Annotated in this window: 19 protein-coding genes; 13 read left to right on the top strand and 6 right to left on the bottom strand. The window is 73.5% G+C overall.

Translation table 11 applies throughout. The features are described from left to right. Window positions 1-107: 107 nt before the first annotated feature. From AC07GB_RS12530 to AC07GB_RS12490, 9 genes are all read left to right on the top strand, one after another. Window positions 108-1,145, top strand: a complete 1,038-nt coding sequence (locus tag AC07GB_RS12530; RefSeq protein WP_478844390.1) for an asparaginase — start codon at window positions 108-110, stop codon at window positions 1,143-1,145. 112 nt (window positions 1,146-1,257) lie between these two features. Further along, complete coding sequence (gene aspA / locus AC07GB_RS12525) at window positions 1,258-2,766, top strand: aspartate ammonia-lyase (RefSeq protein ID WP_478844388.1); 1,509 nt, start codon at window positions 1,258-1,260, stop codon at window positions 2,764-2,766. Window positions 2,767-2,838: 72 nt separating this feature from the next. Further along, complete coding sequence (locus tag AC07GB_RS12520; RefSeq protein WP_478844386.1) at window positions 2,839-3,333, top strand: hypothetical protein; 495 nt, start codon at window positions 2,839-2,841, stop codon at window positions 3,331-3,333. Window positions 3,334-3,706: 373 nt separating this feature from the next. Further along, window positions 3,707-4,948, top strand: coding sequence for an MFS transporter (locus AC07GB_RS12515; RefSeq protein WP_478844384.1), 1,242 nt, complete (start codon window positions 3,707-3,709; stop codon window positions 4,946-4,948). 59 nt (window positions 4,949-5,007) lie between these two features. Further along, the gene (locus AC07GB_RS12510) at window positions 5,008-6,738 is read left to right on the top strand and encodes an alpha/beta hydrolase family protein (RefSeq protein ID WP_478844827.1); all 1,731 of its coding nucleotides are present in this window, start codon (window positions 5,008-5,010) and stop codon (window positions 6,736-6,738) included. Window positions 6,739-6,751: 13 nt separating this feature from the next. After that, window positions 6,752-6,880, top strand: coding sequence for a hypothetical protein (locus AC07GB_RS12505; protein WP_264081221.1), 129 nt, complete (start codon window positions 6,752-6,754; stop codon window positions 6,878-6,880). A 68-nt stretch (window positions 6,881-6,948) separates the two neighbouring features. Continuing rightward, entirely contained in the window at window positions 6,949-8,871 is a 1,923-nt protein-coding gene (locus AC07GB_RS12500) for a RiPP maturation radical SAM C-methyltransferase (RefSeq protein WP_478844382.1), read from the top strand. A 30-nt stretch (window positions 8,872-8,901) separates the two neighbouring features. Next, complete coding sequence (locus AC07GB_RS12495; protein WP_478844380.1) at window positions 8,902-9,555, top strand: DUF5825 family protein; 654 nt, start codon at window positions 8,902-8,904, stop codon at window positions 9,553-9,555. A 166-nt stretch (window positions 9,556-9,721) separates the two neighbouring features. Continuing rightward, on the top strand, window positions 9,722-11,692 hold the full coding sequence (locus AC07GB_RS12490) for a GTP-binding protein (protein WP_478844378.1): 1,971 nt from the start codon (window positions 9,722-9,724) through the stop codon (window positions 11,690-11,692). Between the two features lie 42 nt (window positions 11,693-11,734). On the opposite strand, the gene AC07GB_RS12485 is transcribed toward AC07GB_RS12490, so the two are convergent. From AC07GB_RS12485 to AC07GB_RS12475, 3 genes are all read right to left on the bottom strand, one after another. Then, complete coding sequence (locus tag AC07GB_RS12485) at window positions 11,735-11,896, bottom strand: hypothetical protein (RefSeq protein WP_478844376.1); 162 nt, start codon at window positions 11,894-11,896, stop codon at window positions 11,735-11,737. Window positions 11,897-12,249: 353 nt separating this feature from the next. Then, window positions 12,250-13,089 (bottom strand): SDR family oxidoreductase, encoded by an 840-nt coding sequence (locus tag AC07GB_RS12480; protein ID WP_478844374.1) that lies wholly within the window; start codon window positions 13,087-13,089, stop codon window positions 12,250-12,252. A 106-nt stretch (window positions 13,090-13,195) separates the two neighbouring features. Beyond that, the gene (locus tag AC07GB_RS12475; RefSeq protein WP_478844372.1) at window positions 13,196-13,339 is read right to left on the bottom strand and encodes a hypothetical protein; all 144 of its coding nucleotides are present in this window, start codon (window positions 13,337-13,339) and stop codon (window positions 13,196-13,198) included. Between the two features lie 102 nt (window positions 13,340-13,441). On the opposite strand from AC07GB_RS12475, the gene AC07GB_RS12470 reads away from it, so the two are divergent. Together AC07GB_RS12470 and AC07GB_RS12465 are read left to right on the top strand one after the other, a co-directional pair. After that, window positions 13,442-14,107, top strand: coding sequence for a TetR/AcrR family transcriptional regulator (locus AC07GB_RS12470; RefSeq protein ID WP_478844370.1), 666 nt, complete (start codon window positions 13,442-13,444; stop codon window positions 14,105-14,107). A 98-nt stretch (window positions 14,108-14,205) separates the two neighbouring features. After that, window positions 14,206-14,907: a GNAT family N-acetyltransferase gene (locus AC07GB_RS12465; protein ID WP_478844368.1), complete on the top strand. Its 702-nt coding sequence runs from the start codon at window positions 14,206-14,208 to the stop codon at window positions 14,905-14,907. A 92-nt stretch (window positions 14,908-14,999) separates the two neighbouring features. On the opposite strand, the gene AC07GB_RS12460 is transcribed toward AC07GB_RS12465, so the two are convergent. Then, entirely contained in the window at window positions 15,000-16,001 is a 1,002-nt protein-coding gene (locus tag AC07GB_RS12460; RefSeq protein WP_478844366.1) for a DUF6924 domain-containing protein, read from the bottom strand. A 268-nt stretch (window positions 16,002-16,269) separates the two neighbouring features. Between AC07GB_RS12460 and AC07GB_RS12455 the strand changes: the two genes are divergently transcribed. Continuing rightward, window positions 16,270-17,757 carry a hypothetical protein gene (locus tag AC07GB_RS12455; RefSeq protein ID WP_478844364.1) on the top strand — a complete coding sequence of 496 codons (1,488 nt, stop codon included), beginning with the start codon at window positions 16,270-16,272 and terminating at the stop codon, window positions 17,755-17,757. Here AC07GB_RS12455 and AC07GB_RS12450 read toward each other — a convergent pair. Together AC07GB_RS12450 and AC07GB_RS12445 are read right to left on the bottom strand one after the other, a co-directional pair. Then, window positions 17,754-18,488 carry a hypothetical protein gene (locus tag AC07GB_RS12450; protein ID WP_478844362.1) on the bottom strand — a complete coding sequence of 245 codons (735 nt, stop codon included), beginning with the start codon at window positions 18,486-18,488 and terminating at the stop codon, window positions 17,754-17,756. The genes AC07GB_RS12455 and AC07GB_RS12450 overlap by 4 nt on opposite strands. After that, window positions 18,485-18,727 carry a hypothetical protein gene (locus AC07GB_RS12445; RefSeq protein ID WP_478844360.1) on the bottom strand — a complete coding sequence of 81 codons (243 nt, stop codon included), beginning with the start codon at window positions 18,725-18,727 and terminating at the stop codon, window positions 18,485-18,487. The genes AC07GB_RS12450 and AC07GB_RS12445 overlap by 4 nt, the downstream gene beginning before the upstream one ends. A 334-nt stretch (window positions 18,728-19,061) precedes the next feature. Here AC07GB_RS12445 and AC07GB_RS12440 point away from each other — a divergent pair, with 334 nt between their 5' ends. Beyond that, the gene (locus tag AC07GB_RS12440) at window positions 19,062-22,289 is read left to right on the top strand and encodes a bifunctional cytochrome P450/NADPH--P450 reductase (RefSeq protein ID WP_478844358.1); all 3,228 of its coding nucleotides are present in this window, start codon (window positions 19,062-19,064) and stop codon (window positions 22,287-22,289) included. Window positions 22,290-22,355 lie beyond the last annotated feature (66 nt).

Genomic DNA, 22,355 nt, shown 5'->3' with positions numbered 1-22,355 from the left:
TTGCGGCGCGACTGTCCGTGAACCTCTGGCCGTCGTTCAATGCGGCCGCGCGGTGTGACGAGCGGCGCCCGGCCGCCCCCCACTCATGGAGAGGCAGGCCCGCGCCCATGACGCAGCTGGCATCCCCGACGGCCCCGCGGCGGGTCGTCGTCATCAGCACCGGCGGCACCATAGCCAGCCGCTGGCAGGGCACCGGATACGCCGCCGACGCGTCCGGCGGCGAGGTCCTGGCCCAGTCCGCCGTGCCGGACGGCGTCCAGGTCGAGGTCGTCGACCTGTTCAACGTGAACAGCTCCAGCATGACCTCCGCCCGGCAGCTCACCCTCCTGCGCGCGGTTCGCGAGGTGCTCGCCGACCCCGGCGTGGCCGGGGTCGTGGTCACGCACGGCACCGACACCCTGGAGGAGTCGGCCTTCTTCGTCGACCTGCACCACGACGACCCGCGCCCCGTGGTGTTCACCGGCGCGCAGCGCCCGCTGGGCGCCGCCGACGGCGACGGCCCGGGCAATGTGTACGACGCCCTGCAAGTCGCCGTGACCGTACGGGACATGGGGGTCCTGGTCGTCTTCGACGGCACGGTGCACGCGGCGCGCGGCACCGTGAAGACGCGCACCCTGGACGCGCACCCCTTCGCCGACCCGTCCGGGCAGCTCGTGGGGCGCCTCGGCTTCGGTCGCGTGGACATCGACAGGCGCCCCGAGCGGCCCGCCCCGCTGCCCGTGCCCGTGGGCTCGGGGCCGCTGCCCCGGGTCGACATCGTGATGCACCACTGCGACGCCGACCCGCTGCTCCTGGACGCCGCGGTCGCGGCCGGGGCGCGGGGCATCGTGCTCGTCGCCACCGGGGCGGGCAACGCGACTCCGCGGTTCGCCGAGGCCATCGCGGCGGCGGTGGACCGCGGCGTCCTGGTGGCCGTCACCACCCGGGTGCACTCCGGCCCGGTCGCCGAGATCTACACCGGCGGCGGCGCGGTCGACCTCGTCGCCGCGGGCGCGGTCCTCACCGGCACCCTGCGCGCGGGGCAGGCACGCATCGCCGTCCTCGCCACGCTGCTGGCGGACGCCGCGCCCCAGCGGAGGGGCGCCCTGCTGCGACAGCTCCTGGGCGCCCCGGACCAGGCCCAGGAATCCGCCTCGGCCGCCTGACCCGCGCACCGCACTCCCGCCGCCCCCCGGGCCGCGCTTCCGTAAGGCCACACACCTTCACGCGCGCGGCCCCGCACCTCGCACCACCCCACGCACACAAAGGACCCACCCCATGACCGCCCCCGCCCGGCCGGCCGCCGCAGCCGCATCCGACCGCCCTACCGACGCGGCCACCACGAACACCCCGGCCGGGCCCCCGTGCACCCGCCGCGAGCACGACCTGCTCGGCGAGCGCGACGTACCCGCGGACGCGTACTGGGGCATCCACTCGCTGCGGGCCACCGAGAACTTCCCCGTCACGGGCCTGCCGATCTCCGTCTACCCGCAGCTCGTCGACGCGCTCGCCGCCGTCAAGCAGGCCGCGGCGCGAGCCAACGAGGAACTCGGTCTGCTGCCCGCGGCCAAGGCCCGCGCCGTCGTGGCCGCCTGCGAGGAGATCCGCGCGGGGCACCTGCACGACCAGTTCGTCGTGGACGTCGTCCAGGGCGGCGCCGGGACCTCCACGAACATGAACGTCAACGAGGTCGTCGCCAACCGCGCCCTCGAACTCCTCGGCCACGCCAAGGGGGAGTACGCGCACCTCCACCCCAACGAGGACGTCAACCTCAGCCAGTCCACCAACGACGCCTACCCGACGTCCCTGCGCATCGCGACCATCACGGCGGTGCACGGGCTGCTCCAGGCCATGGCCGTGCTCCAGGACGCCTTCGCCGCCAAGGCCGTGGAGTTCCGGGACGTCCTGAAGATGGGGCGCACCCAGCTCCAGGACGCCGTACCCATGACCCTCGGCCAGGAGTTCTCCACGTACGCGGTGATGCTGGAGGAGGACCGGAGCCGTCTGTCCGAGGCCGTCGAGCTGATGCACGAGATCAACCTCGGCGCCACCGCCATCGGCACCGGCCTCAACACCCCGCCCGGCTACGCGGAGACGGCCCGCCGCCATCTGTGCGAGATCACCGGACTGCCCCTGGTGACCTCCGTGAACCTGGTCGAGGCCACCCAGGACTGCGGCGCGTTCGTGCAGCTCTCCGGCGTCCTCAAGCGGATCGCGGTGAAGCTCTCCAAGACCTGCAACGACCTGCGTCTGCTCTCCTCGGGGCCGCGCGCGGGGCTCAACGAGATCAATCTGCCCCCGGTCCAGGCCGGTTCGAGCATCATGCCGGGCAAGGTGAACCCGGTGATCCCCGAGGTCGTCAACCAGGTCGCCTTCGAGGTCATCGGCAACGACCTCACGGTCACGATGGCAGCGGAGGCCGGCCAGCTCCAGCTCAACGCCTTCGAGCCGGTCATCCTGCACGCCCTGTCCAAGAGCATCACGTCCCTGCGGGCGGCCTGCCTGACCCTCGCCGAGCGCTGCGTCGCGGGCCCGGACGGGGGCATCACCGCCAACACCGACGCGTTGCGCGCCTCCGTGGAGAACTCCATCGGCCTGGTCACCGCCCTCAACCCGCACATCGGCTACACCGCGGCCACCGCCATCGCCCAGGAGGCCCTGCGGACCGGCCGCGGTGTCGCCGAACTCACCTTGGAGAAGGGCCTGCTGCCCGCGGAGCGGCTGGCCGAGCTGCTCACCCCCGAACGCCTGGCCGGCGCGTCCGGCCCGCGCGCTCAGTGGTCCTAGTGCTTTCGGCCGAGCCCGGCCGCGACCCCGGACGGAAGTCCCCGAGGTCCGCCCTGGACTAGCGTGCGGATCATGAGCGACGGGCAGCGGGGAACAGGCGAGCGGGGCACGCCCGGCACGGCCGCGGACCGTGCCCTCGGCGTGGTCCGCGGCTACGCGGAGCGTGACGCCGACGCGGTGGCCGAGGCCCTGGCCCGGGCGGACGAGGACGAGCGGCAGCAGACCTACGGCGTGCTGGGCGGTCTGCTGCGGTCCTCCCTCGCCGTGGTCGAGGTGACGGGCCGGGAGCTGCGGACCCGCGAGGTGGTGGGCCTCGCCGACGAGGTGGCCGCCGCCGCGCCCGCCCACTACGAGTTCACCGTGACGCAGGCGGTCCGCGCCTGGGCCCGCGGCGACCGGGAGGGGTACTGGAGCGCCCACGCCGAGGACACGCTCGGCGGCGTCCACGTGACCGCCGTCTTCATCGTGCTCCTCGGTCTGGCGCTCTGGGGCCGCGAGGCCTTCCTGGACACGTTGGCGGCCTACGAAGAGGTCGCGCGGAGCCTGACCGCGCCGCCCGAGGCCTGACCCACCCCTCTCCTGAAGGTCGGGATCCGGCCATCATCCTGCCTCAGTGGAACCGCCAACAGTCAAGCGAACAAGCACAATTGACGGCTCATCAGCGCCCCAAGGGCCCCGGCGACCCCAGGCGATGACGTCCTCTACGGCGCCCCTCACGTCACACACATCACTCAGGCATCACCAGACCCGTGACATCCGACGGAACTCACCCCTCCCCTTGGTGTGCCGCCCGGTGTGCGCCTCGTACGGCCCTCCTGGACGCTTTTCGGTCAGCGGCCCCGGCACCTTGTAGCGCGCTCCGGCGCCTGGCTACGATCCCGCTCTCGTTTCACTTTCTACACATCTCTGCACAGGCAATTCACAGTTGTGAGGGGGTTGCGTGGAGCCATATCCGCAGGCGGACACACCTGATCGTCAGGGCGCCTCGCCCCGGCCCGCCTCGGCCCGGGACTTCCGCCTCTTCTGGTGGGCCAACGCCGCCGACGCGCTCGGCACCCAGGCCTCCGGCGTCGTCCTCCCGCTGCTGCTCCTCTCGCTCGGCCACTCCGCGCAGACGGCCGGCCTCGTGGCCGGTCTCTCGCTGGCCGCCGGGATCCTGCTCGGCCCGCTCGCCGCGGTCCCCGCCGACCGGGGCGCCCGCAAGACGATCATGTTCTGGTCCGCCGCGGTCTCCGCGCTCGCCATGGGGTCCGTCGCCCTGACCCTCGCGCTCGGACACCTCACCCTCGTCCACCTCCTGGCCGCCGTCCTGGTCGAGCGGTTCGCCACCGCCTGCCACGAGGCGGCCTCGCGCGGCACCGTCGCCCTGGTCTGCCCGCCCGCCGAGCAGCCCCGCGCGGTCGCCCGGCTCGCCGCCGCCGACCAGGGCGCCCTGATCCTCGGCCCCGCGCTCGGCGGCGCCGCCTACCAGCTCTCGCGCGCCCTGCCCTTCCTGGCCGACGCCATCTCCTACGCCGTCGCCGCCGGCTGCGTACGAGGGATGCGCACCGACCTGAAGGCCCCGGCGGAGCCCTCCGGCGACAGCCTGCTCCGCGAGGCCGCGGCGGGCCTGCGCCTGGTACGGCGACAGCCCCTGCTCCGCCTCGTCCTGGTCTGGGTCGCCCTCGTCAACGGCGTCGCCGTCGCGCTCTACTACGCCACCGTCTTCGCCCTGGAACGCTCCGGCACGGGCGCGCTCCCGCTCGGCGTGGTCCTCGCGGTCTCCGGCGGCGCGGGGCTCGCCGGTTCGCTCGCCGCGCCGAAGGTCGCGGTCCGCGTCGGCGCCGCCCGGCTCGTCACCGCCGTGACCTGGCTGCTCGTCCCGCTCACCGCGGCACTCGCCACCGCCACGGGGCCGTGGGCGTACGGGGTGCTGCTCGGCGCGGTCTGCCTGGTCATCCCCCCGGCCGCCGTGGTCCTCCAGGCGCGGGTGCTGCACGTGGCCGAACCCGCGGTGCAGGCACGCGTCGGCGCCGTGCTCGGCACCGCGTCCGGCGGGGCCGCGGCCCTCGCCCCGGTCCTCGCGGGCCTGTTCGCCGACCGGGTGGACACCGCGGCGCCCGCCATCGGCTGCGCCGCCCTGCTCACCCTGCTCGCCGTGCACACCACCCGGCGCGCCGCCCTCACGGAGGTCACCGCGTGAGCCGCTTCCAGGTCTACCGCGCCGCGCTGCCCGAGGTGTGCGCCGCCGACCCGCGCCGGATGGTGTTCACCGCCGACGCCGACGGCCGCTGCGAGGTCTTCACCTGGGACGCCGCCACCCGCCGCGCCCGCCAGGTCACCGACAGGCCCGGCGGCACCCTGCACGGCGCCATCGACCGGGACGCGCGGGTCTGGTGGTTCGCCGAGGACGCCCGTGGCGTCGGCCACTGGCGGTTCCAGCCCTTCACCGGCGGCCCCGACCGGCCCGGACTCGGCGGCGTCCCGGACGGCACCGCCCGCGGCCTCGCCGTGACCGGCGGCGCCATCGCCGCGGTGGGCATCGGCCTCGACGACGGCACCACCGTCCACATCGGCTCCCGGGGCGGCCCCGGCCGCGAGGTGACGCGCGTCGACGGGCCCGCCGCGCTCGCCGGGCTCACCCCGGCGGGCGACCTGCTGGTCCTCACGCGCGCCGCCGGATCACCCCGCGCCGTCACGGTCCTCACCCCCGAGGGCGCCGAGGCCGCCGTCCTGCCCGGGCACGGCGCGCACGGCAGGCTGTGGGCCCTCGGCTTCGCGCCGGCGGGGCCGGACGCCACCCTGCTCCTCGTCCGCGAGCGCGACGACCGCTACCTGCTGGAGACCTGGACCCCGGCCACCGGCACCGTGACGCACGACTGGTGCTCCTTCGACACCCAGATCACCGCCCGCTGGTACCCGGACGGCCGCTCCGTCCTCATCCGCCAGGACCGCCACGGCCGTTCCCTGCTGTACCGCGCCGGCCTCGAACGGCGCACCCTCGACGCCGTCCCCGCCCCGCCGGGCACCCTCCTCGACGCCGCCCCGCACCCCGGCGGCGACCTCCACACCCTCTGGACCGACACGACGCACCCGCCCCGGATGACCTCCACCGCCGGCACGCCGCTGCCGCCGCTCGGCAGCGTCGAGGGCCGTGTCCCCGGCACCCTGCGTGACATCCGCACCCCCGGCCCCGACGGCCCCGTGCACACCCTGCTCAGCCTCCCCGAGGGCGGGGAAGGGCCCTACCCGGCCGTCTTCCTGGTGCACGGCGGCCCCGCCGACCACGACCGGGACGCCTACGACGGCACCGTGCACTCCCTGGTCGCCTCCGGCTTCGCCGTCGCCCGCGTCAACTACCGCGGCTCCACCGGCTACGGCCCCCGCTGGCAGCGCGCCTTCCCCGAAGGAGTCGGCCACACCCAGGTGCAGGACCTCGCCGCCGTGCGGGCCGACCTCGCCGCGCGCGGCCTGATCCGCCCCGACGCGACCGGCCTGTGGGGCACCTCCTGGGGCGGCTACCTCGTCCTGCTCGCCCTCGGCACCCGGCCCGGCCTGTGGCGGGCGGGCGTCGCCGTGAAGCCGGTCGCCGACTACGCCGCCGCCCACGCCTCGGCCACCCCGGCCCTGCGCGCCCTCGACGAGCGCCTGTTCGGCGGCACCCCCGAGCAGGTGCCCGCGCGCTACGCGCACAGCTCCCCGATCCGGTACGCCGTGCACGTACAGGACCCGCTCCTCGTCGTCGCCGCCACCCACGACACCAAGTGCCCCGCGGCACAGGTCCGTTCCTATCTCGCCGCCCTCCACGCCATCGGCGCCCGGCACGAGTCCCTGTGGCTGGACTCCGGACACGACGGCTACGACGGCGGCGACCACGTGGCCGTGCTGCGCCGCGCGGTGCTCTTCCTCGACCGGGAGCTGCGCGGCACCACCCCACCCAGACGCCCCCCTCCGCCCGGAAGGGGGTCAGCGCACCGCACGACCCATCACTGAGAGGAGAGAGCCCATGCAGAAGGACGTCATCCACAACGACCCGCTCGCGGAGGACGAGACGAACCGGAAGCCGAGCATCGGCATCACGGTCACCGTCCCGTTCCGCAACGCCGAGGACGGCGACGAGAGCGTCGAGGACTGATCCCGAACCGGCCGGCCCCCGGGCGCAGCCCCCGAGGGCCGGCCGGCCCCACCATCGGAGGAACGCCCGTGCGCGTACTGCTGGTCAACATGCCCTGGTCGCCCATCGACCTTCCGTCCCTCGCCCTGGGAATCCTCAAGCGGAGCGTCGACGAGCGCGTCCCCGGGGCCACAGCCGAGGTGCTGCACGCCAACCTCGCCTTCACCGACTGGATCACCGAGCGCACCGAGTTCACCGGTGACGACTACGAGTACTACGCGCTCTCCTCGTACTTCATGGGCTGCGGCGACTGGGTCTTCTCCTCCGCCCTGTACGACGACCCGGGCTGGCGGGACGAGGAGTTCACCGCCACGATGACCGGCAAGCTGAAGGCCGCGCGGATGACGATGACGCGCGAACTGCACCGGATCGTCCCCGAGTTCGTCGAGATGATCGCGCGGCAGATCGTGGCCGAGGAGCCCGACGTCGTCGGCTTCACCTCCACCTTCCAGCAGAACACCGCCGCGCTCGCCGCCGCCCGCAGGGTCAAGGAACTCGCCCCGCACCTCGTGACCGTCATGGGCGGCGCCAACTGCGACGGCGAGCAGGGCGCCGCCGTGCACCGCAACTTCCCCTTCGTCGACTACGTCGTACGCGGCGAGGGCGAGGGCGCCTTCCCGCAGCTGCTCACCGCGCTGAAGGAGAAGGCGCCGGTCGACGACGTGCCGGGCCTGTGCCGCCGTGACGCATCGGGCACGAGCGTCGCCAACCCCATGGCCACCCGGCCGCTGCCGCCCGCGGCCATACTGCCGCCCGACTACAGCGGCTACTTCGAGCGCCTCGCCGCCTCGGTGGCCCGCAACTGGGTGGAGCCCAAGCTCGTCGTCGAGGGCGCCCGCGGCTGCTGGTGGGGCGAGAAGCACCACTGCACGTTCTGCGGGCTCAACGGCTCGTTCATGGAGTTCCGCTCCAAGAGCCCGGACACCTTCTACGAAGAGATCATGGACCTGGCCCGCCGCCACCGGGTGCTCGACATGTACGTCGTCGACAACATCCTCGACATGCGCTACCTCACGTCCGTCCTGCCCCGCATCATCGACAGCGGCTACGACCTGCGTCTGCACATCGAGATCAAGGCCAACATGAAGCGCAGCCAGCTGCGCACCCTCGCCGACGCCGGACTGATCTACGTCCAGCCGGGCATCGAGAGCCTCAACAGCCGCGTCCTCGACCTGATGGACAAGGGCGTCAGCGGCTGCCAGAACGTCCGGATGCTCCGCGACGGCGCCGAGACCGGCCTGTCCGTCGCCTGGAACTACCTGCACGGCTTCCCCGGCGAGAGCGCCGAGGACTACGACCCGGTCGTGGCGCAGATCCCCGCCCTGGAACACCTCGACCCGCCGGTCGACCTCTCCGCCCGCATCGCCATCGAACGCTTCAGCCCCTACTTCGAGCGGCCCGAACTCGGCTTCACCGGACTGCGCCCCGAGGCGCACTACCGCTTCACCTACGACCTGCCCGAAGAAGAGCTGTACGGCATGGCGTACGTCTTCGAGGCCCCGGCCCGCGGCGTCGGCGAGCAGACCGTGAGCGCCCTCAACGCGGCCCTCGCCGACTGGAAGAAGCACCACACGGACGCCCGCCTCACCCACGACGACCACGGCGACCGCATCGTCCTGGTCAGCCGCAGGCGGGCCTTCGCCTGGCGCGCCATGGAGCTGAGCGACCCCCTCGAACTGGCCGTCTTCCGCCTCCTCGACCAGCCGCACACCGTCCAGGCCCTCACCCGCAAGGCCGCCGCGCGCGTCTCGGGAGCCACCGTCGACGAGGACCTGCTGCGGCGGCTCCTCGACTCCTGGCTCGGCCTCGGCATCGTCTTCGCGGACGCGGGCCAGTACGTCCACATCGCCCCGGCCGCGGTCAACGAGGACCTGCTGCGCCTCGACTTCATGCGGCACGTCCACGCGGAGGACGGCGCGGCCGATGCCACGGCCGTCCCCGAGCCGGCCTGACCCGCCCGACCGCCGAAGCGGAGGAGCCCGATGACCGCAACCCTCACCTCGCCCACGCTCCTGGCCTGGCGCGACTACGACCCCGCCGCGTGCGCGCTGCCCGGCATGTTCCTGGGCGAGCTGCCGCTGCCGGGCCCGGCCCGCGGCGAGGCGGCGCGCCTGTGGGAGCTGGGCGCGCGCCGGGTGCGCCTGCCCGCTCCCGTCGACCTGACCGCCGCCACCGACCCCTTCACAGCCCTGCACCGGCTCAGCCTCGTGCGGGACCTGACCGCGCGCGCCGTCATGGTGGAGTGGGAGCTGCTGCTCGACCCGGACGCGGGGGAGACCTGGCGGGCGCTCAGCCACCTCCAGCCGCCCGCGGCCCTGCGCGGCCCCACCGCCGCCGAGGACTCCCTGCGCGCCTGGCGACGCGGCCACTACATGTGCAAGTGCCTGTGGCGCAAGGGCCCCGGCTTCATCCAGATCCGTGACCGCCGCTGGGGAGAGCTGCGCCGCTTCACCGCCGACGAACCCGAGTACGCGACGGCCATCGACCTTCTCGACTACGGCGCCCGCGCGGACACCGTCCCGCAGGCGGCCCTCGACGACTTCCGCGGCGAACAACTCGCCCTGGACGTGGGCCCGTACGCCTGGTGGATCCCCTACCGCGTCAGCCGCTGGCTCCAGCAGTCGATCGCGATCTGAGCGCGGGCCGCGGGGGAGGGCCGCACCGGAATATTCGGTCGACGGCCCTGAACCCGTGGTGCGACCATCTCCGGAGCAGTCCGAGAGATCAAGGAGACGGCGATGCGCGGAACGTCCATGTCCCAGACGAAAGGACCAGTCATCAACCTGAAGGACATGACGCTCTGTGCGCACTACGCACCGCACGCTGAACCTGGGGATCCTGGCGCATGTTGACGCCGGCAAGACGAGCCTGACCGAGCGGCTCCTGTACGAGGCCGGGGTCGTCGACGCCATCGGCAGCGTCGACGCGGGCAGCACCCACACCGACTCGCTCGACCTGGAGCGCCGCCGCGGCATCACCATCAAGGCGGCGGTCGTCAACTTCCGGCTCGGCAGCGGCGGTTCGGCAGTCTCCGTGAACCTCATCGACACACCCGGCCACCCCGACTTCATCGCCGAGGTGGAGCGGGCCCTCGGCGTGCTCGACGGGGCCGTGCTCGTCGTCTCCGCCGTGGAAGGCGTCCAGCCGCAGACGCGCGTCCTCATGCGGACGCTGAAACGGCTCGGCATCCCGACCTTGCTGTTCCTCAACAAGACCGACCGACGCGGCGCGGACGACACCCGCGTCCTGCGCGAGGCCGAGCGCAGGCTCGGTGTGCCCATCCTCGCGATGGGGAGGGTCACCGACGGCCTCGGCACGCCCGCGGCACGCGTCACGGCCTTCACCGAAGGCGACAGCTCGTTCACACGCGGGCTCCTCGACGTGCTGACGGCCCGGGACGACGCGCTGCTCGCCGCCTACGTGGCGGACGAGACCTCCGTCCCGTACGAGCGGCTGCGTGCCGCCCTCGTGGCGCAGACCCGGAAGGGCTGGGTGCATCCGGCGTACGTCGGTTCGGCGATCACCGGCGGGGGCATCCGCGAACTGATCGAGGGCATCCAGGCGCTGCTGCCCGCCGAGCGCCACGACGCCGAGGGGCCCGTGTCGGGACGGGTGTTCAAGGTGGAGCGCGGCGAAGGCGGCGAGAAGATCGCGTACGCCCGGCTCTTCTCCGGGCAGCTCACGGTCCGCGGGCGCGTCACCGTCGGCGCCACCAAGGCCAAGATCACGGATGTCGCCGTGTTCGACCGGGGCGCGCTGGAACGCCGGGCCTCGGCGCGCGCCGGGGAGATCGCGACGCTGCGCGGGCTCGCGGAGGTCCGGATCGGGGACGTGATCGGCGAACCCCCGGCCGGCCGGCCCTACGGTCACGCGTTCGCGCCGCCCTCCCTGGAAACCGTCGTGGTGCCCACCGACCCGGCCGACCTGGGCGCGCTGCACGTGGCGCTGACCCGGCTCGCCGAGCAGGACCCCCTGATCGGACTGCGGCAGGGCCCGGACGGGCGGGAGCTGTCCGTCTCCCTCTACGGCGAGGTGCAGAAGGAGGTCCTCGCGGCGAGCCTGGCCGAGCAGAACCTGACGGTCGACTTCCGGCGGACGACGCCGATCTGCGTCGAGCGCGTGACCGGTACGGGCGCGGCCCACGAGGCCCTCGGTGAGGAGGGCAACCCCTTCCGGGCGACGGTGGGGCTGCGGGTGGAGCCGGGGCCGGTCGGTGGCGGTGTCGCCTTCCGCCTGGCGGTCGAGCTGGGTTCGCTGCCCCTTGCCTATGTGCGGGCCGTGGAGGAGACCGTCCACGCCACGCTGGAGCAGGGGTTGTACGGCTGGCGGGTGCCCGACTGCGTGGTCACGATGACCCACTCGGGGTTCTGCAGCATCACGAGCACGGCGGGCGCGTTCCGCGGCCTGACCCCGCTGGTCCTGATGTCCGCGCTGCGCCGGGCAGGGACGGTCGTGCACGAGCCGATGCACCGGTTCGTCCTCGAGGTCCCGCAGGCCGCGTACGCGCCGGTGGCGCTCGCCCTGGCCCGTCACCGCGCCCTGCCGGGGACGCCGACGGCACGCGGAGACGCGTTCGTCGTCGAGGGGCACCTGCCCGCCGCCCAGGTGCACGGCCTGGAGCGGGAGCTGCCCGAACTCACCGGTGGCGAGGGTGTCCTGGAGACGTCCTTCGGCCACTACCGCGTGGCGACGCCCCCGCAGAGCCGGGCCCGGACGGACCACAACCCGCTGCACCGGGAGGAGTACCTGCTGCACGCTCACCGGCGGCTGTGAGCGGGGGCCGACGCGGAGGCTGTTCCTACGCTTCTACGCTTCCTACGCTTCGCCGTTGCGGCGGCCGGTGAGGGAGCCGAAGTCCAGCATCGCGTCGGCCTCGCGCCGGGTCTCCTCCGCGGTGCGGGCGGCGATGGCGACCACGTCACCCCGTTCGGCTATGAGCAGGTCGTAGATGGGCGCGGTGGGCTCTGGAGCATGCACGTCTTGTGGTCCGTTTCTACTGGTCGTCGCGGGTATCACCCTACTGGGCGCCGTCGGCGGCGGAAGGTGGAGGGGGACCCGGCGATCGGGTCCCGGCGCGTTCCCAGGGCCATCGGCTTGCCGTCGCGTACGTGTTCCTGACGCCTGCTCCGGGTGTCCATGGTGACGCCGGGCCGGGCGCCGGGCGCGCAGGGCCAGGGGCGGCGATAGGGCGTGCGGCCGTGTACACCCTGGTCGGCGTGGCCTGCGCCGGCATATGTGCTTCCGAACTTGGAGGTTCCGTCGGCGCGGGCCGGGCCCTGGAGTGGGGACCGGTTTCCGGCCCGCGCCGGTCGGGGGTGTGCCGCGGTCCGTCAGGAGGCGGTGAAGGCGGCGGCGTGGTCGGCGGCCCAGGTGCTGAAGGGCCGGGCGGGGTGGCCGGTGAGGTGCTCGACCGTGGCCGTGAGGGGCGCGGGCTTGCCGTCGTGGGACGCCCACCAGTCCAGCAGGCTGTCGGCGTACGCGGCGGGGATGTGGTCGGCCATCTCCCGCTTCCACTCCTCGCGGGTGGCGTGGTGGACCGGGATCGGGCGGCCGATGGCGGCGGCGAGCAGTTCGATCTGCTCGGCGAAGGTGAGGGAGGCGGGGCCGGAGAGGGTGAACCGGCCGCCGCGGTGGCGGGGATCGGTCAGGACGGCGTGCGCGGCTTCGGCGATGTCGTGTTCGTGGAGGGGGTCGGTGTGGGCGTGGGGGTAGGGCAGGCTGACGGGCTTGCCCGCCTTGATGGGCCAGGCCCAGCCGCCGGCGTTGGCGGCGAAGGAGCCGGGCCGCAGGATCGTAGTGGTGATCGGCGAGGCCGACAGGGCTTGTTCGACGTCGAGGTGGGACTTGGCGAGCGGGTCGGCGGCGGCGTCGGGGCCGAGGACGGCGGCCGACGACAGCAGGACGACATGGGTGACACCGGCGCGGTGGGCCCGGTCGGCGAAGTCGGTGGCGTGGTCGGGGGTGGCGTAGAGGAAGACGCTGGTGACGCCGTCCAGGGCGGCGGGGAAGGTGGCCGGGTCGGTGAGGTCGAGGCGGACCGTCCCGACCCCGCCGGGCGGCGTGAGGTCCTCGGGCCGCGCGGAGCCGACGCGGACGGGCAGCCCGTCGCGGTGGAGCAGGGTGGTCAGGTGGGTGGCGACCGCGCCGCGGCCTCCGGTGATCAGGAACATGGAGCTGGTTTCTTTCTGCTGGTCGGTCAGTGGGCCAGGGGTGCCGGTGCGGGCCGGAAGGCGCATGAGCCGGCAGCCAGGCGTGGGTCACGACGGGGGCCGGCGGTCATGGCCCGTACGCGGTGGTGACGGCGGTGCCGAGGGCGTGGGCGAGCTGCTCAACAGCGACGGTGATGGTGATGGGGCCCGTGACGGCGACGGCCGACGTGGCGCACGGTGACGCATGCGGCTCTGCCAGGGCTGCCAGCACCTCGCGAGCGAACGACGTTCGTCGCGAACGTCGTTCGTCCCGAAGGTAGGTAACGAACGCCGTTCGTGTCAAACGGTGTTCGTTGGGAGCTAGGGTTTCCCCATGAGTTCGCAGCCCGTCAGCCGCCGCGCGCGGCCCGCCAAGGCCCCCCTCAGCCGTGACGTCATCGTGCGCACCGGCCTGACGATCCTCGACCGCGACGGGCTGGAGGCGCTGACCATGCGCCGTGTCGCCAAGGAACTCGACACGGGCCCCGCCTCGCTCTACGTGTACGTCGCCAACCGCGACGACCTCATGGCCGCCATGCTGGACGAGGCCCTCGGACAGGTCCGCCTGACCTGGGAGGGCACGTGGCGGGAGCAGTTGCGGGCCCTGACCGCCGCGGCCGTCGAGGCGATGAGCCGTCACGAGGGCCTGGCCGCCGTCGCCCTGGGCGCCATCCCCACCGGGGACAACGTCCTGCTCGTCCTCGATCGCATGCTCGCCCTGCTCAAGGACGGCGGACTCGACGACGAAGCCGCCGCCTGGGCCGTCGACCTCCTCTGGCTGCACACCGCCGCGGCCGCCGCCGAACAGAGCGCCTACGACACCAAGGGCTCCGACGAGGAGACCACCATCGCGGCGGCCGACCGCCGCTACGCCGCCCTGTCCGCCGACCGCTACCCGATGATCACCTCGCTGCGGCAGGCCCTGTTCTCACCCGGCGACCGGGACGCCTGGGCCCTGGAGGTCCTGATCAACGGCATCCTCCACACCCCTGTCCGCTGAGCCCGGGCTCAGCGCTCCTCGCGCCGGGGCAGGTCACGGGCGACGGTGGCGTCGGCCTCGGTGCCGCGGGGCAGTGCCGGGATGCAAGGATCAGGCGCGTGAACACTGACACCACCGTGCTCGACAACCCCGTCGCCGAGTCGCTGCTCGGGCAGCACGCACCGCTGGCTCGAAGAGTGGGGCAGGCCGCCACGTACCTGCCGGAGGTCACGACCTTCTGCGCGCTGCCGATACGGCCCGGCCCCAAGGACTGGTCGGACCTGGCGCGGTTGCTCGGCCGCGACGGCTTCGCCGACATGTTCAGCCACCCGGCGCTCCCGCCGTCGGACTGGGAGCCGGTCTTCGTCCTGGAAGGGCGGCAGATGGTCTGGCCCGGCGGGCGCCGCCCCGAGGAGCCGCGTCCCGCGGACGACGTGGAGATCGTGGAGCTGGGGCCGGACGACGTGGCGGAGATGCTCGACCTCGTCAAGCGGGCCGAGCCGGGGCCGTTCTGGACCCGCACCATCGAACTCGGCACCTACCTCGGCATCCGCGCGCAAGGTTCCCTCGTGGCCATGGCGGGCGAGCGGCTGCGGCCCCCGGGCTGGACCGAGATCAGCGCCGTGTGCACGGCCCCCGAGGCCCGCGGCAGGGGCCACGCCGCCCGCCTTGTGAGCGCGTTGTCCACACGCGTCCTGGACCGCGGCGAGCAACCGTTCCTGCACGTGGCCGAGGCGAACTCCGGCGCCATCGCCCTCTACGAGCGGCTCGGCTTCGAGACCCGCAAGCCGGTGACCTTCCGCGGCTTCCGCACCCCGTGACCTTCCGCTCGCGCGGACGGTCGCCCGCGCGGCCCTGTCCGCGCTGAGTACGCGGCTGCCAGGACGGGCCACCCGGCCGGAGGCCCGCCCGCTCACTCGTCCCACCACGGCTTCACGCCCTCCACGGCGACGAAATCGCGGAAGTCCATGTTGCTGATCTCCAGGTTGCAGGCCATGGATCCGACCTTGCGGCACGGGAGGAGCGTGGCCTGCCCCGGGGTGTCGTACAGATCGACGACGGTCAGGGGCCGGGCAGGATCGGCAAAGGTCGCACGGTCGGCGAGCGCGACCAGGACGGTGTGCTGATCGGGCGGGACCAGCGCCGGGACCTGCCCCGGCTTGAGGTCCCCGAACGCCCGGTCGTCCACGACCTGGGCCGTCAGCGGGAAGTTCTCCACGTCGATCTCGTCCGCCTCCAGGTCCGTGCCGACCCAGCCGTCCTCGTCGACCCCGCCCAGTTCGTCGAGCAGGGCGCGCCAGCCCTCCTCGTCGTCGAAGCAGGTGCGGACCAGCAAGGTGGTGGAGGTCGCGGGCAGCAAGGGGAAGGGCCCGCGCACGGGAGACGTCGGTGTGGGGAAGGCCGGGCGGCCGCTGTCCCCCTGGTACACGCCGGAGCTGTCCATGGCGCGTACGAGGTCGTCGAAGGTGAGCGTGCCGTCCAGCAGCGCGGCCAGGACCTCACCGAGGCGGGACGACGCCACCCGGACGCCGCGCCCGGGCACCACCGCCGTGTCCACCAGCAACGGACCGGCTCCGCCGTACGCCACGGAGCTGTCCGCGAGGACGACGACCAGCGGCGCGGGGTCGCCGTCCGGGACGAGCGCGGGGACGTTGCCGCCGTGCAGGTAGTCCCACGCGCGGCCCTCGACCGGGCGCAGCCGGACCTCGCCGCCACCGAGGAGCAGGAGATCTCCCTCCCGGCGTCCCCCGACGCGACGTCCCTCGATTCGGCGTCCCTCGATGCAGCCTTCCTCGATGCGGCGTCCCTCGATCTCGTGGAGCAGTCCGCCCCACAGGGCCTTGCCGCGCTCGTAGCACGTGCAGACCAACAGCACCTCACCCGGTGCGGCCTCGGGAAGCTCGGGAAAGGACATGGCTCTCCTTCGAAGGGTCGGCGGAGACCAGGACGCTAGCCCACCGGGCCCGGGCGGAAAACCGGCCTTGGCGGAACTCCTCCCACGCGTCGACGGGGCGCACGGGTGCGGCACCGCCGTGCGTAGCCCGGCCCGAGGTGGGCACTCGCCGGGCACGTGACGCCGTGTCACGGTGGCGGAACCCGGTGCACGCGTCCGGTGTCGGCGTGCGGAACCCGATCCATCACTGCATCACCGCCACATCGCTCGCGAGACGGCAGGGGGGCGCATGCGGGACACGCGTGAAACACGTGAAGCAGAGGGCAGGGCCACAGGCGAACCACCTTGGTGGGACGTCGCGTTCGACGCGCACGGCGACGCCGTGGACGAGCGGCAGGCCGGCCGGGTCGCGGACGCGGCACGTGAGGCGGGTGTGCGCCACCTGGTCGTGCTCGTGCACACCGCCCACCACGAGCCCGAGCTGACGCAGCGGGTCGACGCGCGCTGCCGCGCCCTGTTCGCGGAAGCCGGGGGCACCGAGGGCGTGGGACTCGTCGGCGTGCGCTGGCCCAGCATGTGCTTCGCGCCACCGCAGGGCGGTGACGAGGGGGGCAAGGAGCGCCTCGCCGAGTCCGACCTCACCGGCCTTCGCCGCGTCTTCCCCGAAGGGGAGGCCACCCTCACCAAGCTGATCGGACTCCTCGACGAACGCCCCGTGCGGAACGGCGCCCTGGACGACGTGGGCATCGCCCTGCGCCGCCTGGTCGAACAGCCTCTGGACACCCCCCTGCACGCCTACGGCACCGACCTGGGCGCCGACGCCCTGCCGCAGACCGACCCGGCCATGCTGATCGACAGCCCCACCCAGGTGTGCGAGGGCTTCGCCGAGGCGCTGGACGCGGCCAGGCAGGAGGCCGAACGGGTGCAGGAGCGCAACCCCGAGCGGGTGGAGGAGGCGCACACCGGCTCCGGGGCGCCCGACGTCTCCGAACACGGCACGCTCACCGAGACCGGCACGGCCGGGCCGCGTCCCGCCGACGACCCCACCGAACGCCTGACCCGGCCCGAGTCCCTCGCCCCGAGCGAGCGCCCCCTGCGCGACCCGCGCGCCGAACGCACGCCCGGCCGGGTGTGGGACGGCGCCCACGAACTGCTGTGTCAGGTCACGGCGTACGCGATGAGGAGGCACGCGGGGCTCGTCGGCGAGCGCGGGCTCGCCCCGCTCCTGCGGAGCCTCGGTGAAGACCTGCCCGACACCCGGATCCACCTCGTGGGCCACGGCACGGGCGCGCGCCTGGCCGCGTACGCCGTGCGAGGTCTCGGCCGGGACGAGTCGGTCGCCTCGCTGTGCCTGTTCCAGGCGGCGCTCTCGCACTTCGCCTTCGCCGAGCACCTGCCCCAACTCAGCGGCGGGGGAGCGCTGGCGGGCCTGCACCGACGGGTGACAGGCCCTGTCGTGTGCTGCTACTCGCACCACGACCTGGAACTCGGCCTGTTCTTTCCCCTCGCGTGCCGCAGGATCGGCGACGGGGCCCTGCTCTCCGGCGCGGGCCGGACCTGGGGCGCGCTCGGCTACGACGGGGTGCAGGGCATCGACGGCTGCCCCACCCTCACGCTCGCCGACGCGCTCACCGAGGGCGCCCTGCCGGAGTCCGGGTACGTCGGCGTCGACGCGTCCGAACGGATCCGCGAGGGCGGACCGCCCCGAGGCGCGCACTACGACGTGTTCCACCAGGACCTCGTGCGCCTTGTCCGCGCGGCGGGCGGACTGGACTAGCGCTCGGTGTAGCCGTAGCGCTGCCCGAGCGGCCAGCCCGTGCTGCGCCCGGCGTCCGTCACCAAGAGGTGCTGGTACTGCGGGACGGTGACGAGGTTCTGCGTCAGGGAGGGGCACAACACCGCGCACCCGGCGGCCGTCTGTGTGCCCAGGCGCAGCCCCGCGCCGTCGAAGAAGACGTACTCCACGTCGCCCGCCGCCTTCGTGGTGTCGACGCTCACCGAGGCCGGGACCGGCGAGGGCAGCCGGAACATCACCCCACCCACTCCGGCGGCGCGCAGCTGGCGGGCGCCGATGCCCAGGGTGCTCCACCTCGGCTGCGGCGAGTCCACGTCGAGCACGGCGATGCGCAGGGAGTCGAGACCGGGCCCGCGGAGCACCGCCCGCGGCGCGCGGCCGAGGCGCGCCGCCGCGCCGTCCTCGTCGGTGTCCTCGTCGTCGACCGGGGGCGTCGGGGACGACGTACGCGTACGACTGGGAGAGGGGGACGGGCTGTCCGACGGCGATGGTGACGGTGTGGCCGATGGCGGTGGAGACGTCGGCGCGGGTGGCGGCGACACGATGAGGGTGCCGTTGACGCACTGGTTGTTCTGGCCGTTGCAGGCGAGGTTGTCGCCGCTCTCGTTGCTCTGGCCCTGGGAGGGCCCCTTGTTGCCGCCGCAGCCGCTGACAGGGGCGAGCAGACAGAGCAGCAGCACCACGGGAACGGTGCGACGCGGTGTTCCCGTCATTCTCCCGAACTCCCTCGCGACGCGCTCACGTCCATGCCGGGAGTGCTCGTCGGCGCCCCCGGGCCGCATGCGTTGTGCTCGCCGACGCACACCACGTTGTCGCCGTGCCGGTTGGTCTGGACGATCGACCCCGGGCCGTGCTGGGAGCCGCCGTCCTGCCCCCACACCGTGATCACCGCCGCCACGATCACGGCGACCGCGCTGATCACCGCTGCGGCCACCGCGCCCCTGACCCCCATAGCGCCCCCCTTTGCCCGGCGTGCACCGCGCGGGTGCCGGTGCGCCGGGAGGCCAGCGTAGGCGCGGCGCCACCGCCGCCCAAGGGAGTGGTGAACGGGCTACGCCAGACGGCCGGGACGCCGCCCCCGCGCCCGAAGGGGCCTGTCTACGCGCCGTCTTCGCCGACCGGGGCGCGCACGCGCAGGCGGGCGCCGCGCCTCAACGCTCGGGGCGTTCCAAGAGTTCAGCGGAGCGACCGTGTCAAGCAACACAATCAGTCGACATGGTCAGGTGACAAAGTCGCCTGTACCTTGTGACTCAAGCGACTGCCGGTGCGCAACGAAAGGCCCGTTCATGACTCACGCGTCCCCCACCAAGGCGACCTCCACGGCGACGGCCCAGGCGATCCCGGAGCGTCCGGCGCTCCCCCTGATCGGCCACGCCCTGGACATCCCGAGCGGGGCCGACGGCCTCGTCCATCTGATGAAGGAGGTCAAGGAGTTGGGCCCGGTGTTCCGGATCCGTGCCTTCGGCTCCGAGACCGTGATGGTCGGCGGCCTTGACCTGGTGGCCGAGCTGGCGGACGAGACCCGGTTCCGCAAGAACGTGCACGGGGACCTGGTGGAGATCAGGGAGATCGCCGGGGACGGCCTCTTCACGGCCTTCCACCACGAGCCCAACTGGCAGAAGGCGCACGACATCCTGATGCCCGCCTTCTCGCTCGGGGCCATGCGCGGCTACCACGCGACGATGCTGGACGTCGCCCGTTCGCTGATCGTCAAGTGGGACCGGATGGCCGGCGAGGGACCGGTGGACGTGCCCGAGGACATGACCCGGCTGACCTTCGACACGATCGGACTCTGCGGGTTCGGCTACGACTTCGAGTCGTTCGGGCGCGACGACGCACACCCCTTTGTGGACGCGATGAGCAGGGCGCTCGCCTTCACCCAGGTCAAGGGCGAGTCGATCCCGGGCACTGAGGTGTTCCGCTGGAAGCAGGCCGACCAGTTCCGCAAGGACGCCGCGCTGATGACGGACCTGGTCGACGAGGTGATCCGGCAGCGCAGGGCGTCCGGGGACACCAGCACCGACGACCTCCTGGGACGGATGCTGCACACCCGTGACGCGCGGACCGGTGAGCCCCTGGACGACGTGAACATCCGCAACCAGGTGATCACGTTCCTCATCGCCGGGCACGAGACCACCAGCGGGGCCCTGTCGTTCGCCCTCCACTACCTGACCAAGCACCCCGAGGTCCTGGCCCGCGCCCAGGCGGAAGTGGACGCGCTGTGGGGCGACGCGGACGCGCCCGCGCCCGCGTACGGCGACATCGGCAAGCTGACGTACATCCGCCAAGTGCTCAACGAGAGCCTGCGGCTCTGGCCGACCGCGCCCGCCTTCGCCGTGGAGCCGATCGAGGACACCGTCATCGGCGGCACCTACCCCGTGCGCCGGGGCGAGACCCTGATGGTGCTCACCCCGGCCCTGCACCGCGACCCCGCCTGGGGCGAGAACGTCGAGCTGTTCGACCCCGACCGGTTCACGCCCGAGCGCGAGGCGGCCCGCCCGGTCCACCTCTTCAAGCCCTTCGGCAGCGGCGAACGCGCCTGCATCGGCAGGCAGTTCGCCCTGCACGAGGCCACGCTGCTCCTCGGCCTGCTCGTCCACCGCTACCGCCTGCTCGACCACACCGACTACCAGCTCACGATCAAGCAGTCGCTCACCATCAAGCCCGACGCGTTCACCTTGCGGCTCGCCCGGCGCACGAGCGGTGAGCGCCGCCTGCCCGCCGCCGCGAGCGCGGCGCCCGTGAGCGAGGACCGGCTCGCGGCCCGCCGCGCCGCCGCGACCGCGCTCACCGTGCTGCACGGTTCCAACCTGGGCACCTGCGCGGGGCTCGCCCGCGACCTGGCCGCCGACGGCGACGACCACGGCTTCACCACCGCCGTCGCCCCTCTCGACGACCGCGCCGGCAAGCTCGACCCCGCCGACGGGCCCGTGGTGATCGTCGCCGCCTCCTACAACGGCCGGCCCACCGACGACGCCGCCGAGTTCGTCACCTGGCTGGAAGGCCTGGAGCCGGGCGCCCTCGACGGCCTTCGGTACGCCGTCCTCGGCGTCGGCGACCGCAACTGGGCCGCCACCTACCAGCACGTGCCGACCCTCATCGAACAGCGGCTCGCCGCCGCGGGCGCCACCCCGCTCCTGGAGCGCGGCGCCGCGGACGCATCCGGGGACTTCGCAGGCACCGTGGACCGCTGGACCGCGGACCTGTGGACGGCCCTGCTCGACCGGTACGGCACCACCGACGGCGAGGCCGCGCGACCCGATCCCGACTCCGCGGAGCAGGGCCTGTACGAGCTGGAGGACGCCACCGCCTCCGTCACCGGCGAACTCGCCGCCCGGCACGGCGTCCAGCACATGGAGGTGCTCGACGCGTACGAACTCGTCGACATGGAGCACGAGCTGGGCCGCTCCAAGCGCTACCTGAAGCTGCGGCTGCCCGAGGGCGTCACCTACCGCACCGGCGACCACCTGGCCGTCCTGCCGCGCAACCCCGAAGCCCTCGTCCAGCGGGCCGTGAGCCGCTTCGGCCTCGACCCGGAGCGCACCGTGCGCCTGAGCGCCCGCCGCCGCGCCCGCAACACCCTGCCCGTCGACCGGCCGCTGGCCCTGCGCCGGCTGCTCACCGACTTCGTGGAACTCCAGACCCCGGCCACGCCCGAGCAGGTCGCCGTCCTCGCCGAGCACACCGCCTGCCCGCCCGAGCACCGCCCCCTGGCCGAGCTGGCCTCGGCTGCCGCCGACGCCTTCCACGAGCAGGTGACGGCCACCGGGCTCAGCGTCCTGGACCTGCTGGAGCGCTACCGCTCCTGCGAACTGCCGTTCACGCGCTTCCTGGAACTCCTCCCGGTGCTGCGCCCGCGCCACTACTCCATCTCGTCCTCCGCGCAGGCCAGCCCCGGCGAGATCGACCTGATGGTGTCGCTGCTCGCCGCGCCCCACCGCGCCGGCGACGGCACCTTCCACGGCATCGCCTCGCACTACGTCCAGAACGTACGGGCCGGTGACACCGTCCAGGCCAGGGTGCTCCCGTGCGGCGAGTCCTTCCGGCTGCCCGCGGACGACGCGGTCCCGGTCATCCTGGTCAGCGCGGGCACCGGTCTCGCCCCCTTCCGGGGGGCCGTCCTCGACCGCGTGCACACCGGGTCCACCGGCACGCTCCTGTGCTACTTCGGCTGCGACCACCCGGAGGTCGACTACCTGCACCGCGAGGAGTTCGAAGCGGCCGGGACGGCCGGGGCCGTCAGCATGCGGCCCGTCTTCTCCCAGGCCCCCGAGGACGGCGCCCGCTACGTCCAGGACCGCATCGCCCGGGAGAGCGACGAGGTCTGGGACGTCCTGAAGGCGGGCGGGCGGGTGTTCGTCTGCGGCGACGGCCGCCGAATGGCCCCCGCGGTACGGGAGGCGTTCATGGCCGTCTACCGCGAGCACACCGGCGCGGACGACGCGCGGGCCACCGACTGGCTGGACGGCCTCATCCGCTCCGGCGGCTACGTCGAGGACGTCTGGACCGGCTGAAACCGGCGGCCCGCCTCCTCGACCCACCCCGCCCCGCCCCGTGGTCACGGACGCCCGACGCGCCCG

The organism is Streptomyces sp. NPDC045778, assembly GCF_056431945.1.
This window is presented reverse-complemented; position numbering and strand designations above follow the sequence as displayed.

What these genes read in the sequence shown, in the direction of transcription:
- AC07GB_RS12460 (WP_478844366.1), bottom strand. Translation starts at nt 16,001, where the DNA reads ATGTCCTTTCCCGAGCTTCCCGAGGCCGCACCGGGTGAGGTGCTGTTG.
- AC07GB_RS12510 (WP_478844827.1), top strand. Translation starts at nt 5,008, where the DNA reads ATGGTGTTCACCGCCGACGCCGACGGCCGCTGCGAGGTCTTCACCTGG.
- AC07GB_RS12470 (WP_478844370.1), top strand. Translation starts at nt 13,442, where the DNA reads ATGAGTTCGCAGCCCGTCAGCCGCCGCGCGCGGCCCGCCAAGGCCCCC.
- AC07GB_RS12445 (WP_478844360.1), bottom strand. Translation starts at nt 18,727, where the DNA reads ATGGGGGTCAGGGGCGCGGTGGCCGCAGCGGTGATCAGCGCGGTCGCC.
- AC07GB_RS12455 (WP_478844364.1), top strand. Translation starts at nt 16,270, where the DNA reads ATGCGGGACACGCGTGAAACACGTGAAGCAGAGGGCAGGGCCACAGGC.
- AC07GB_RS12530 (WP_478844390.1), top strand. Translation starts at nt 108, where the DNA reads ATGACGCAGCTGGCATCCCCGACGGCCCCGCGGCGGGTCGTCGTCATC.
- AC07GB_RS12505 (WP_264081221.1), top strand. Translation starts at nt 6,752, where the DNA reads ATGCAGAAGGACGTCATCCACAACGACCCGCTCGCGGAGGACGAGACG.
- AC07GB_RS12480 (WP_478844374.1), bottom strand. Translation starts at nt 13,089, where the DNA reads ATGTTCCTGATCACCGGAGGCCGCGGCGCGGTCGCCACCCACCTGACC.
- AC07GB_RS12450 (WP_478844362.1), bottom strand. Translation starts at nt 18,488, where the DNA reads ATGACGGGAACACCGCGTCGCACCGTTCCCGTGGTGCTGCTGCTCTGT.
- AC07GB_RS12440 (WP_478844358.1), top strand. Translation starts at nt 19,062, where the DNA reads ATGACTCACGCGTCCCCCACCAAGGCGACCTCCACGGCGACGGCCCAG.
- aspA (WP_478844388.1), top strand. Translation starts at nt 1,258, where the DNA reads ATGACCGCCCCCGCCCGGCCGGCCGCCGCAGCCGCATCCGACCGCCCT.
- AC07GB_RS12520 (WP_478844386.1), top strand. Translation starts at nt 2,839, where the DNA reads ATGAGCGACGGGCAGCGGGGAACAGGCGAGCGGGGCACGCCCGGCACG.
- AC07GB_RS12495 (WP_478844380.1), top strand. Translation starts at nt 8,902, where the DNA reads ATGACCGCAACCCTCACCTCGCCCACGCTCCTGGCCTGGCGCGACTAC.